The organism is Alistipes provencensis, assembly GCF_900083545.1.
Taxonomy (GTDB): Bacteria; Bacteroidota; Bacteroidia; order Bacteroidales; family Rikenellaceae; genus Alistipes; species Alistipes provencensis.
This window is the reverse complement of sequence record NZ_LT559262.1, coordinates 2,406,881-2,420,642: the sequence shown is the minus strand read 5'-3', so window position 1 is coordinate 2,420,642 and position 13,762 is coordinate 2,406,881. Positions and strand designations below refer to the sequence as shown.

Genomic DNA, 13,762 nt, shown 5'->3' with positions numbered 1-13,762 from the left:
CATGAAAGAGAATATCATCGGCGTCGACATCGGAGGCACCAAATGCGCCGTCACCTACGGACAGCAGGAGGGCAACCGGGTAACGATACTCGACAAGGAGTGTTTCCGCACCTCCGACGTCACCCGGACCATAGAACAGCTCAAAACCTGCGTCCGCAACGTGATGGGGCGCCACGGCCTCGAAGCCGGCAACACCCGGGCCATCGGCATCAGTTGCGGAGGCCCGCTGGACAGCCGCACGGGCGTGGTGATGTCGCCGCCCAACCTGCCGGGCTGGGACAACATCCCCATCGTCGAAATCTTCGAAAAGGAGTTCGGCATCCGCACCGCCATCCACAACGACGCCAACGCCTGCGCATTGGCCGAGTGGCAGTTCGGCGCCGGAGCAGGCACCCGGAACATGATCTTCCTGACCTTCGGCACGGGACTCGGCGCCGGGCTGATCCTCGACGGACGCATCTACACCGGGACCAACGACAACGCCGGGGAGCTGGGACACATCCGCCTGAGCGACTTCGGGCCCGTGGGCTACGGCAAATGCGGCTCGTTCGAAGGGTTTTGCAGCGGCGGCGGCATTCGCCAACTGGCGCAGTTCGCCGTGAAGGAGCGCCTGCAGATGGGTGAAAAGGTCGCGTGGTGCCCCGAGGGCGATCCCGACAAGATCGACGCCCGGCTGGTGGCTCAGGCCGCTGCGGAAGGCGACGCCCTAGCGTTGGAAATCTACCGCACCTCGGCGCGTTATCTGGGCAAAGGGCTGTCGATCGTCATCGACCTGATCAACCCCGAAATGATCGTCATCGGCAGCATCTACGCCCGCAACGAAAGCCTGATAAAACCCTACATGGAGGAGGTCATCGCCCGCGAGGCGCTCTCCCACGCCCATGGAGGAGGTCATCGCCCGCGAGGCGCTCTCCCACGCCCGGCGCGTCTGCCGCGTGGTGCCCGCGGCGCTGGGCGAGGCGATCGGCGACTACGCCGCGCTGTCGGTGGCCGCCAACGCATAAAAATACGCATGAAGATGAAACGGCAGATTATTGAACACAGCCTCCGTGAGGCGAACGACGCGCTGGCGGATTTCCTCGCCTCGCCCCGGACCCTTCCGACGATGGAGGCGATCGTGGACACGATGGCCGAAGCGCTCCGCAACGGCTGCAAGATCATGAGCTGCGGCAACGGCGGCTCGCTGTGCGACGCCACCCATTTCGCCGAGGAGCTCACCGGACGTTTCCGCGAGAACCGCCGCCCGCTGGCGGCCATGGCCATCAACGACCCGGCCTACATGACCTGCGTGGGCAACGACTTCTCGTTCGGGGATATCTTCGTCCGCTGGGTCGAGGCGTTCGGCAAACCCGGCGACGTACTGCTGGCCATCTCGACCAGCGGCAACTCGCAGAACATCGTCGCCGCGGCCGAAACGGCCCGCCGTCTGGACATGAAGGTCGTGGCGCTGACCGCCGAGGGTCCCACCCGGCTGGCAGAAATGGCCGACGTAGTGCTTCAGGCGCCCCGCACGCCCCATTCGGACCGCATTCAGGAGATACACATCAAAGTTATCCACATCGTGATCGAGGCCCTCGAAAAGGAGCTCGGATTTTGATTCGACAAGACTCTCACCTTAAATTCCAACCTATTATGAAAAAAATCTTTTCCGCCATTGCCGTCCTGACGGCATTTGCAATGGTCGCCGTCTCGTGTAGCGACGACGACACGAAAGATGACGAGCAAGTTCCCGTCACCGAAGTCAAAGTCACCCCGGCGACCGGCAGCGTCGTCGCAGGAACCACCCTCACCCTGAAAGCCGAAATCCTGCCCGAAAATGCCTCGGACAAGACCGTAAAATGGAAATCCCGCGACGAGAATGTCGCCACGGTCGATGAAGCGACGGGCGTCGTAACCGGTGTTACCGAAGGCGAAGCTGTAATTATGGCACTCTGCGGCGGCAAGAACGGCCAAGCGGTCATTACCGTCACCCCGGCTCCGATCCGTGTCGAGAAGATCGAACTTTCGAAAACCGAGATGCCGCTCTTCGTGGGCAAGACCGAGAAACTGACCTACACGATCACCCCCGAAAACGCCACCAATCAGGAAGCCGTGTGGGATTCGAGCAACAAGGCAGTCGCCACCATCGCCGACGACGGTACCGTAACGGCCGTTGCCGAGGGTACGGCCGACATCACCGTGACCGTCGACGAGAAAGTCGCCACCTGCAAGGTGACCGTGTCGAGTCCCGCCATAGAAGGCATCACAGTACCCTACCTGAGTGCAATTCAGGGCAACACCGTCACGATGACCGCCGCAGGATTCAAAGCCGGCGACAAAGTGAAGATCGAAGCCCTTGCCGGAGAGGAGTACAGCGCCGAAGCCGACGTAGCCAATATCACCGCCCAGAACGCCACGTTCGAACTCCCTGCCGCCGCATCGCGCGACCGCTCCTACAAGCTGACCGTCCTGCGCGGCGGAGCGAAGCAGGCCGAGGCCTATCTGCACCCCGACGATCAGTTCGTGGCCATTCCCTATCATCTGGGCTACTACCTGACCGGAGAGGATGAGGTCGTACCCACCGACGCCTCCATGCGTGCCAACGAGGAGGGCATCACCCGCCGCGGTTACATGCCGGGCAAGATCGTCGATTACAACGAGGAAACCAAAGAGTTCCGGGTTTGGAAAAAGGATGCCGCCCTCGCCGGCTTTACCGCAACGACGCTGGACCTCACCTATGCGACGGGCGTTACGTCGATCAAACCGCTGACCGACCTCTATGGCCCCCTGACGAGCGTAGACCGTGTCTATGTCGCCAATTCATCGATCGAGTCGCTCGACATGACCCTGTTCCCCAACGCCACGCTGCTGCATGCTTGGGGCGATGCAGGATCGGGGCTCAACAAGATCGCAAGCATCAATTTCGGCACCTATACCGATGACGAACACGCCTGCAAAGTGAAGCAGATGTTCCTTTCATCGCAGTCGCTCACCGGAACCATCGACCTGCGCAACTGCATCGCCCTGCACGAACTGAAACTCGACGGCAACCAGCTCGAAGGCATCAACCTCGGCACGGCCAACGGCGACAGTTCGGACAAAGACCGCATGCTCGTCGTTTATTCGATCAGCGCCAAGAACAACAAACTCAAGGAGATCGACATCTCGAACTGCGGCCGCCTGCGTCAGCTCTGGCTCGACGGCAACAAGATCGAACGGGCACGCCTGCTGAACAACGCTCTGGGCGAAGGTTATAACAGCCAGCGTCCCGACTCGTGGTTCCCCTACATGTACATCCTCAAAAACAAGGAGGACTTCACGATCACATGGGCGACGGCAGCCGAAGCCGAAGGCCGCAAACGCCATATTGACGTCGAGCACTACTGGTACAGAAACCTGTCAGATGCTAACAACAACGAAAACAAGAAAACAGTAGATGGCCAGCAGGTGCAGAAAGAGAGTTATAACAAGTGGGTGAACAACAACCCCGTGATTCAGGCACTGAAGGACGGCTTTACCGTAAGCGACTGGAGCTATGCGGAGGAGGGTTATGACGGCGGCGGTGTCAAAATCAAGCACACGCATACTACGATCGACGACCTCTGTGCCGCAGAGCAGGATTATGAATAACAACCCGAATTACAAACCCTGAAAACAGACGATGAAACCCGTAATCAATTACCGACGTACCATCATCGCCTTGGCAAGTGCCCTGTTGCTGGCGCTGGGAGCAATCCCGGCGTCAGCGCAGGTGCGTTTGCAGATGCAAGGCGACCAAACAGACATCGCCCGCTGGATCGACCAACGCTTCGCCAAAGGCCAGTTGCCGCCGTTCTCGTTCATTCTGGACGAGAAGCCGTCGGAGGAGTTCCTCCGCTCGTGGCGCTGGAGCCGCACGGCGCCCGCATCCGCAGGCAAGGATGTCGTCCTGCGCACGTTCACCTACACCGACCCCCGCAGCGGACTCGAAGTGGTCTGCGACGTCAAAGGATACCCCGAGTTCCGGGCCGTGGAATGGGTGCTGCATTTCCGCAATACGTCGGCTGAGAATTCCGGGCAGCTCACACGCGTGAAGGTCGCGGATTTCGACATGGTCTACCCCGCCGCCGGAGCGCTGAAAATCCACTACGCCGAAGGCAACAAGATTTCGAAGGCCGACTATGCGCCCCGCACCGCGGAGTTCCGCACGGAGCAGCCGTTGCACATCGAACCCCACGGAGGACGTTCGTCGGAGGAGGCTTTCCCCTTCTTCAACCTCGAATCCGAAGCTTCGCGGCAGGGCGTGATGGTCGCCGTCGGCTGGACCGGAACGTGGTTCGCCGACCTCGAAAAGCGTGACCCGAACCGCCTGACGCTGGCCGCGGGCATGCTGAACACCGATCTTTACCTCTATCCGGGCGAGCAGATCCGCACGCCCTCGGTCGCCCTGATGTTCTGGAGCGGCGACCGCATGAACGGCCACAACTGTTTCCGCCGCCTCATCCTCGCGCACCACTCGCGCAAGGTCGACGGCAAGCCTTTCTACCCGCTTTGCAGCGCCTTCAACTACCGCGACCCGCAGCCCTGCGGCGAATACTCGTGCCTGACGGCCGACTGGGCCATCGCCATGGTCCGCCGCTTCTCGATGTTCGAACTGACGCCCGACGTCTTCTGGCTCGACGCCGGATGGCACACCGGAGCCGGGGATTTCCGGCACGGCAAGAGCTGGGCCAACACCACGGGCAACTGGACGGTCGACCGGGAGCGTTTCCCCGAGGGACTGAAACCCGTATCGGACGCCGTGCATGAAACCGGCGCCAAATTCATGGTCTGGTTCGAACCCGAGCGCGTCGTGAAAGGCACGCAGTGGGCCACGGAACACAAGGAGTGGATGCTCGACACCCAGTGGCCCGAAGGCTCGGAGCAGTCGACGTGGTACCTGTTCGATCTGGGCAACGACGCGGCGTGCGACTGGCTCTGCAAATACTACGGCGACCTGATCGAAGAGAACGGGATCGACTACTACCGTCAGGATTTCAACATGCTCCCGGCCGGTTACTGGCGCGATGCCGACCAGCCCGGACGCAGCGGCATCAAGGAGATCCGCCACATCGAAAACCTCTACAAATTCTGGGATTACCTGCTGGACCGCTTCCCCGGCCTGCTGATCGACAACTGCGCCTCGGGCGGCAAGCGCCTCGACTGGGAATCCATCGGCCGCAGCGCACCCCTCTGGCGCAGCGACTACTACCACTACGACGACCCCGACGGCTACCAGTGCCATACCTACGGGTTGAACTTCTTCCTGCCGATACACGGCACGGGCATCCTGCTGCCGGACCAGTATTCGTTCCGCTCGAGCCTTTCGTCGGCGCTCCAGTGCAACTGGAAAGTCACCGAGCCGGGCGTTTCGGTCCTCGACATGCAGCAGCGCATCAAGGAATACCGCGACATCCGCGAATATTATTACGAAGACTATTATCCGCTCTCGGGAACGGGCGACCTCACGGGTTCCGACGTGTGGCTGGCCTACCAGATGCACCGTCCGTCGGACGGCTCGGGCATCGTGGTCGCCTTCCGCCGTCAGGACGCTCCCGACGCGGAATACATAGTGCGTCTGGGCGGACTCGCGCCCGACGCCTCCTATACCCTCGTGGACTGCGACACGCAGGCCGAAACCGTTCGCAGCGGCCGGGAACTGACCGAGGGGCTGACGCTCCGCCTCGACAACCCGCGAAGCTCGCTGCTGATAAAATACCGCAAAAACTGACGCCTTAAGCCATGAAATACCTATTCAGACTGCTGCTTGCAACACTCCTGCTGACCGCCGTACAGACCTCCGCCCAGTCGCGTCTGCGCATCCCCGCCAAGGGCGCCGAATGTGAAAAATGGGTCGCCGGGGCTTTCGCCAAAGGCAAGGTGCCGCCCTTCTCGTTCGTCTACGGGGGCATACCCTCGGGCAAGACGATCGCCAAATGGAAATACGCCGCCGAGACGCTTCCCGCAACGGAGCGGAACGTCACCGAGCGCGTATACACCTATACCGACCCCGCGACGGGGCTCGCCGTCGAGTGCCGCGTGAAGACCTTCGCGGACTTCAACGCCATGGAGTGGGTGCTCCGCTTCCGCAACACCTCCGGCGGGAACACCCCGAAGATCGAGCAGGTGAAGGTCGTGGACATCACCCCCGAATCGACGGCCAAGGGGACCTATCTGCTCCACTACGCAGACGGAAGCCACGTCTCGAAAGCCGACTTCCACGCCCGTTCGCGCGAACTGGCCGTGGGCGACGTGCACTCGATGCACCCGCAGGGCGGACGCTCGTCGTCGCACGCCTTTCCTTTCTTCAACGTCCAACTGCCCACGGGAGGCATGGTCGTAGCCATCGGATGGACCGGTAACTGGAAAGCCGACATCGCACGCCCGGCGGAGAACGCCGTCAGCGTGGCGACCGGCATGAAGAACCTGTCCGCTTACCTGCTTCCGGGCGAGGAGATCCGCACTCCTTCGACGGCCATGCTCCTGTGGCAGGGCGACGACCGCATGGACGGCCAGAACCTCCTGCGCCGCTTCCTGCTGGCCCACCACCACCCCACGGCCGACGGCAAGCCGGCCGTATTCCCGATCTGTTCGAGCTTCAACTACGGCGATCCCGCCCCCTGCAACGAATACACCTGCATGACGGCCGATTACGCCACGGCGCTCGTGAAACGTTACAAGCAGTTCGGCCTGCTGCCTCAGGTCTTCTGGCTCGACGCCGGATGGTACAGCAAGGCCGCCGACTGGAAGAACGGCTACAACTGGGCCAACACCGTGGGCAACTGGTCGGTGGACAGCGTGCGCTTCCCGCAGGGCCTCGGTCCCGTGGGCGACGAGGTGCACCGCGCCGGCTGCAAGTTCATGGTATGGTTCGAGCCCGAGCGCGTGATGAAGGATTCCGACTGGGCCATGCAGCACCCCGAGTTCATGCTCGACGCCAGCGGCAAAGCCGCCCAGCCGGGCTGGGTGAAGCGCGGAAGCGTCGATTCGTTCCTTTTCAACTTGGGCGACCCCGTGGCCCGCACATGGTTCTGCGAGCAGATCGCCCGGCTCATCCGCGACAACAACATCGACTACTACCGGCAGGATTTCAACATCGACCCCGAGGGTTTCTGGTACGCCAACGACCAGCCCGACCGTGTGGGCATCTGCGAAATCCGCTACATCGAGGGGCTCTACGCCTTCTGGGACTACCTGCGGGCCGAGTTTCCGGGGCTCCTGATCGACAACTGCGCCTCGGGAGGCCGCCGCATCGACCTCGAATCGACCTCGCGGTCGGCACCGCTCTGGCGCACCGACTACAACTACGGCGAGCCGATCGGCTACCAGTGCCACACCTACGGGCTGAACATGTGGCTGCCCGTGCACGGGACCGGCACGCAGAAATCCGACGCCTTCACCTTCCGCTCGAGCCTCAGCGCCACGATCATCTACAACTGGAAGATATCGAACGCCGATGCGTCGATCCCCGAGATGCAGCGCCGCATGGCCGAGTTCGCCGCCGTGCGCCCCTACTTCTACGAGGATTTCTACCCGCTGACGGGTTACGGCGACATGACGGGCGACGACATCTGGCTGGCCTATCAGCTCCTGCGCCCCTCGGACCAGACGGGTTATGTGGTGGCTTTCCGCCGCGACCTCTCGACAGAGGAACAGAAAGTCGTGCGCTTCCGCGGGCTGGAGCCCGAAGCGACCTATGTGCTGGAGAACGCCGACAACGACGACCGCGTGGAGGCCACGGGCCGGCAGTTGATGGACGGTTTCACCATGAGCATCGGACAGCCGCGCTCGTCGCTGCTGATTAAATACGGTAAAAAGTAAAACCATGCTGCGCAAACTGCTCCTTTCGCTGTTCTTCGCCGCAGGCTGTTTTCAGTCGTGGGCCGCGCGCCCGGGCTTCACGCTCTGGCAGTTGCCTCCGCAGGGGCCCTCGCAGATGAACTCCTATGTGATCCGCACCGATGCAGGGCGCGTCGTGGTGATCGACGGCGGCACGGCGGCCGACGCCCCCTACCTGCGGGGCTTCCTCGCGGCGCTGGGCAACCGCGTGGAGTGGTGGTTTGTGACGCATCCCCATGTCGACCACATGGGCGCCCTCACCGAGATTCTGCGCGCCCCCGGCGGCATCGAAATCGGGACCGTCTGGCAGTCGCCGATGAGCGACGCGCAACTGGACACCGACCTCAACCGCCGGAAGCTGGCCGACGCCTACCTCGAAGCACTCGCGGCCTCGGGCCTGCACGTCGAAAACCTCACAAAGCCGGGCCGGGAAATGCGTCTCGACGGATTGCATCTCAAAGTCCTGCAGGTCAACGACCCCGCGACGCTGGTCAACGCCTACAACAACGCCAGCATCGTGCTGCGGCTCTGGGACAAGCGCAAATCGCTGCTGATGCTCGCCGACACGGGCGAGGAGAGCGGCGACCGCCTGCTGCGCAGCGTTCCGCAAAAGGAACTCGACTGCGACTACATCCAGATGGCCCACCACGGGCAGATGGGGGTCCGCGAAGAGTTCTACCGCACGGTCCGCTTCCGCGCCTGCCTCTGGCCCACGCCCCTGTGGGTCTGGAACAACGACGTGGGCGAAGGCTACGACACGGCGTGGATGAAGACCCCCGAGACCCGCCGCTGGATGGACGAAAAAGGGATCACCGAGCACCACTGCGCCTGGCAGGGACTCGTGAAGATCGAATAACCGAACAAAAAAGAACCTAACACCATAAACCATGAAAAGCAACATTCTGCGTTACGCGATGCTGGTCTGCCTGAGTGCATTGGCAGTCACCGTATCGTGTTCGGAAAGCAAATCGGGCCAAACGCCCGCCGATCCCGACAAACTGACGGCAATCACCATCGCGCCGTCGCCCCTCACGCTGACGGCCGGACAGAGCGCCAAGCTGACCGCCGCGGCCACGCCCGAGACGGCCTCGATCGAAGGTCTCCGCTGGTCGAGCGAAGATTCGAAGACCGCCCGGATCGACGACGACGGAACGGTAACGGGCGTCGCCGCCGGTACAACGACCGTCAGGGCCAAATGCGGCGACGTGACCGCTTCATGCGAGGTCACCGTAGTCGCCGCACCCATCGCGCTCGAAAAGATCGAAATTTCGATCCCGATCGCCGCCATCGCCAAAGGCAAGACGCTGGACCTCACGGCGAAACTCGTTCCCGAGAATGCGACCGTCGAGGGTCCCGTCGTCTGGTCGAGCGACAAGACCGCAGTGGCTTCCGTCGACCAGAACGGCCGCATCACGGGCGTCGCCGAGGGGCGCGCCGTCATCTCGGCAACGCTCGGATCGGTCAGCGCCAACTGCGACATCGAAGTCTATTCGCCCGCCGCTGTCCGCGAATTCACGTTCCTGCAGCTCAATCTCTGGGAGGGCATTGCCAATGTCAACAACGGGCAGGAGGCGCTTATCAAGCAGCTTGCCGAACTGAAACCCGACGCCGCATCGTTCTGCGAATTCACCTCGGAGGATAACGCACGCACGATCCTGAGCGCCGTAGCCGCCGAACTGTACAAGCGCACCGGCATCCGCTACACCTATACCTGCAAGGGAGGCAGCGGCACCCGCGGCCTGCTGACGCGCCATCAGGTGCTCTCAACCGACGCCGTGAACAACAGCCCGTGGTTCTACCGCACGGTGATCGACTTCTACGGACAGCAGATGGCCATCTATGCCTCGCACGCCTACCACATGTATTACGCCTGCTACCTGCCGCGCGGTTACGGCGACGGCTCCTCGCCCTACGGCTGGGACAAACTCACCGACGGACCGATCACCGACGTCGATTTCATCCTCGAACGTGAGGAACTGTCGGGCCGCACGCAGATTGCCAAGGACCTCACGGCCGACACCAAGACCCAGCAAGCGCAGGGACGCCTCTGCATCTTCGGCGGCGACCTCAACCAGCCCTCGCACCTCGACTGGACCGAAGCCATGAAAGACAAGTACGAGCACAACGGCTGCGTGGTGGCATGGCCCATCTCGACAGTCTGCTACGCCGACGGCATGCAGGATGCCTACCGGACGGTCTATCCCGACCCGGCGACCCATCCGGCCGTGACGTGGCCCGTACACAACAGGGACGCCCGGAAAGAGACCCAGTGGGCCGCGGAAGCCGACGAGCGCGACCGCATCGACTTCGTTTACTACCGTCCCGATGCTAAGTTCGCCCCCAAGAAGGCCCAGATCATGGGTCCCTCGGCGATGATCTCCAAGAGCGCCATCATCGAAGACCAGTTCGTCAATAAGGCCGAGGAGCTGATCGAACCCGTGGGCGGCGTATGGCCCAGCGACCACCGGGGACTGCTGATCACGTTCGAAGTGCAGTTTCCGCAATAGAACCTTAAAAAACGACTGACAAAATGATGAGAAAAACCATCCCGTTCCTCCTGCTCGCCCTGTTCGCCTGCTCGAAATCCGGCTCCGACCCCGGTCCCGATCCGGGACCGACACCGGGCGAGGTGGTTACATACGGGAACGAATCGCTGGTAGCGATCGACCCCGCAGGCAAAGAGATCGCTTTCGATTACCGCCATAAGACGCTGCGTGACAAGAAAGTCGGCATCTTCTACTTCATCTGGCTGGGCGCCCACGGCTACGACGTCGGCGACTATTTCGGCGGCGACATCATCCCGCCGAAAGCCACGGACACCCGGTCGCCCTACGACATCAGCGAACTGGAAAAGGGGCACAGCAACCCGGCCGACATCCCCTTCGGTCCCGGAGGCGCCATGCACCATTGGGGCAAGCCCTATCTGGACTACTACGTTTCCAACGACACATGGATAATCCGCCGCCACGCCCAGATGCTTTCCGAAGCAGGCGTCGACGTGATCTTCATCGACGTGACGAACGGCTACGCCTACCTTCCGGTGGTCAAAACGCTCTGCGACGTCTATGTCCAGATGATGCGCGAAGGCAATCCCCGGCCGCAGATATCGTTCATCCTCAACACGAACCCCGCCCCGGTGGTCAAAGAATTGCTGACGCTCTACAGCAACAGCGACTACGACCGCCTGTGGTATGAACTCGACGGCAAACCGCTGCTTCTCGCACCTCCCGGGGATTACGGGAACGGAGTTGCCAGCCGCCTCACGTTCCGCTACGCGTGGTTCGACACCCAGTACAATTACGGCGGCAACTGGTACGGCGACGGGACGAACCGCTGGGCATGGGGCGAATTTTCGCCGCAGCGCAACGTGAAGGAGGAGATGCCCGTCATGGTGGCCAGCCACCCGGTCTGGAACATCGGCCGCAGCTACACGGGCAATTCGCCCAACGGCTACGGCGGCCACCAGCCCGCGAACCCCACGGCCGAACAGCGCGCCGCGGGAACCTATTTCAAACAGCAGTTCGAACGGGCCCTCGAATGCGACCCCGACCTGATCTTCCTCACGGGATGGAACGAGTGGGTGGCCCAGCGTCAGGGAAACACGGGCGCCACGTTCATCGACTGCTACAACCACGAGTTCAGCCGCGACATCGAGCCCTGCGCCGACGATTTCACCGACGTCTACTATTACTATATGGCCGACTATGTGCGCCGCTACAAGGGCGTCACGCCGGTCGAGCCGGTAAAGGAGATTCACGAGATCGCCGTCGACGGCAAGTTCGACGACTGGACGGACCTCGGAACCCGCTACAAGGATTACAAGGGCGACACCCGGCCGCGCAACCACTGGGGCTTCGGCTACAAGAACATCAGCCTCACGAACAACACCGGGCGCAACGACATCTGCTATGCCAAGGTCGCCACGGACTGCAAGTCGCTCTTCTTCCATGTGGAGACCGCCGAACCCATCACGCCCCGCACCGACCGCAACTGGATGCGGCTCTTCATCTCGGTGAAGGGCAGTACGGCTCCCGCGTGGGAAGGATTCCAATGGGTGGTCAACAACCGGGTCGTCGGCGAGAACCGGACCACGCTCCAGCGTTCGAAGGGCGGCTGGGACTGGGAGGAGGCCGCGACGGTCGACTACGCCGTCTCGGGCAACCAGATGGAGATCGCCATCCCGCTCTCGGAGCTCGGCATCACCGATGTGAGGGACTTCACGGTCGATTTCAAGTGGATCGACAACGCCGTCGCCGACGGCGACATCCGCGAATGCATGCGCGACGGCGATTCGGCCCCGGGCGACCGCTTCCGCTACCGTTACATCTTCAAGTATTAATCCCAATACCTCAATTCAACCATGAAACATCTCCTTATGACCGCCCTGATCGCCGGATCGCTCGCAGCCCTTGCCGGCTGCAAGGACGACGACGGCGGCAAATCGAACGACTACCCCACGCAAATCCCCGCCTCGGAGAAGATTCCCGTAGTGGCATGGCACGGCGTGCGTTCGTCGTTCGCCAGCGTCGAGCGCTTCCAAGAGGCCGAGCAGATGGGCATCACGCTCAACTATTCGCGCATGGGCAACGTCGAGACAGCCCTCAAGTGCCTCGACTACGCCGCCAAAACCAATATCAAGCTTATCGTCGAGTGCGATGAACTCTATACGGAAAGCAAGCGTCTCGATGCCGTAAACCGGCTGAAGAGCCATCCTGCGCTGGCCGGATACTTCGTCATGGACGAACCCCACCCGACGCAGTTCGCAAACATGTCCAAAATGATGTCCGACATCCAGCATGTGGACAGAAACCACATCTGCTATGCCAACATCTTCCCCACGGGCGGCCCCGAGCACTATGCGGCCCTCGGCGTGAAGGACTACAACGAGTACATCGACCGTTACATGGCCGAGGTTCCCGAAATCACGTTCCTCTCGTTCGACAAATACCCGATCATCAAGGACCCGAACGTCGCGGACAGTCCGCGGCAAATCCTCGGCGAATGGTATCAGTGTCTGGAGATCGTCCGCGACCGGGCGCTCCGCTCGGGAATGGAGTTCTGGAGCTTCATGCTCACCGTACCCCACACCAGCTACCCGCAGCCGACCCTCGACGACCTGCGCCTTCAGGCTTACAGCAACCTCGCCTACGGCACACAGGCCCTTCAGTGCTTCACCTACTGGACTCCGACGGTGGCCGACCCCGAAATCTGGAAATACCGCAACGGCCCGATCGCCGAGGACGGCACCCGCACCGAGACCTACGACCTCGTGAAGTCGCTGCTCGACGAGGTACAGCGGCTGGCATGGGTATTCAAGGGCAACAAGGTGACGGGCGTTTACCACATGGGCACCCCGCTGCCGCTGGACACCCATGCGCTGGGCGCACTGCCCGCCGAGATCACCGAACTGTCGGTAGGCCGCGACACCAACACGGCGTGCGTTTCGTTCTTCGAGAACCACGACTACCACTTCATGATGGTGGTCAACACCAGCATCAACGAAAAATGCTACCTCAACATCGGCACGCAGCCGCATGTACGCCGCATCCGCAAGGACGGCTCCGTACAGCTCGCCTCGAACGACCAGCGCACGCTGACGCTCGACCCGGGCGACATGGTGCTCTACATGTGGTAGGCTCCGCCTCCACGACCGGAATCCGTAAAAAGCCGCACAACGATGCGGCTTTTTACGGATTTTCCCGTATCTTTGCCCCCGCAAGGTTTCGGATCGGGCGCAGCACGCGCCCCGGCCGATGAAAAGGGAATCCGGTGAGAATCCGGAACAGTACCTGCTGCTGTAAGTCCCCTCCCCTCTGCGGGAGACGACGGTTGCCGCATTCGCTGCCACTGGCTCAAAAGCCGGGAAGGCGCGGCAACAGGGACGAGTCAGAAGACCTGCCTTGACATGGATTCGCACCCGCGGGTT

At 62.0% G+C, this 13,762-nt stretch carries 8 protein-coding genes, 1 pseudogene and 1 riboswitch; all 9 genes and pseudogenes read left to right on the top strand.

Annotated elements, in window-relative coordinates; all coding sequences use genetic code 11:
- The first annotated feature begins 1 nt into the window (after position 1).
- The 9 genes and pseudogenes from BN5935_RS09435 to BN5935_RS09395 all read left to right on the top strand — a co-directional run bounded on the left by BN5935_RS09435 (position 2) and on the right by BN5935_RS09395 (position 13,471).
- Positions 2–1,004 (top strand): annotated as a pseudogene (locus BN5935_RS09435) (ROK family protein).
- 14 nt (positions 1,005–1,018) lie between these two features.
- On the top strand, positions 1,019–1,597 hold the full coding sequence (locus BN5935_RS09430; protein WP_394330947.1) for a D-sedoheptulose-7-phosphate isomerase: 579 nt from the start codon (positions 1,019–1,021) through the stop codon (positions 1,595–1,597).
- A gap of 35 nt (positions 1,598–1,632) precedes the next feature.
- Positions 1,633–3,609: an Ig-like domain-containing protein gene (locus tag BN5935_RS09425; protein ID WP_064975889.1), complete on the top strand. Its 1,977-nt coding sequence runs from the start codon at positions 1,633–1,635 to the stop codon at positions 3,607–3,609.
- A 31-nt stretch (positions 3,610–3,640) separates the two neighbouring features.
- Entirely contained in the window at positions 3,641–5,728 is a 2,088-nt protein-coding gene (locus BN5935_RS09420) for a glycoside hydrolase family 36 protein (protein ID WP_082944093.1), read from the top strand.
- An 11-nt stretch (positions 5,729–5,739) separates the two neighbouring features.
- Positions 5,740–7,818, top strand: coding sequence for an alpha-galactosidase (locus tag BN5935_RS09415; protein ID WP_064975888.1), 2,079 nt, complete (start codon positions 5,740–5,742; stop codon positions 7,816–7,818).
- A 4-nt stretch (positions 7,819–7,822) separates the two neighbouring features.
- Positions 7,823–8,692, top strand: coding sequence for a ComEC/Rec2 family competence protein (locus BN5935_RS09410; RefSeq protein WP_064975887.1), 870 nt, complete (start codon positions 7,823–7,825; stop codon positions 8,690–8,692).
- Between the two features lie 31 nt (positions 8,693–8,723).
- A complete protein-coding gene (locus BN5935_RS09405) occupies positions 8,724–10,343 on the top strand; it encodes an Ig-like domain-containing protein (protein WP_064975886.1) in 1,620 nt (539 codons plus the stop codon).
- A gap of 26 nt (positions 10,344–10,369) precedes the next feature.
- Positions 10,370–12,175: a glycoside hydrolase family 71/99 protein gene (locus BN5935_RS09400; protein WP_235821063.1), complete on the top strand. Its 1,806-nt coding sequence runs from the start codon at positions 10,370–10,372 to the stop codon at positions 12,173–12,175.
- A 21-nt stretch (positions 12,176–12,196) separates the two neighbouring features.
- Positions 12,197–13,471 (top strand): hypothetical protein, encoded by a 1,275-nt coding sequence (locus tag BN5935_RS09395; protein WP_064975884.1) that lies wholly within the window; start codon positions 12,197–12,199, stop codon positions 13,469–13,471.
- A gap of 66 nt (positions 13,472–13,537) precedes the next feature.
- Positions 13,538–13,753: riboswitch (cobalamin riboswitch) on the top strand.
- The last annotated feature ends 9 nt before the right edge of the window (positions 13,754–13,762 follow it).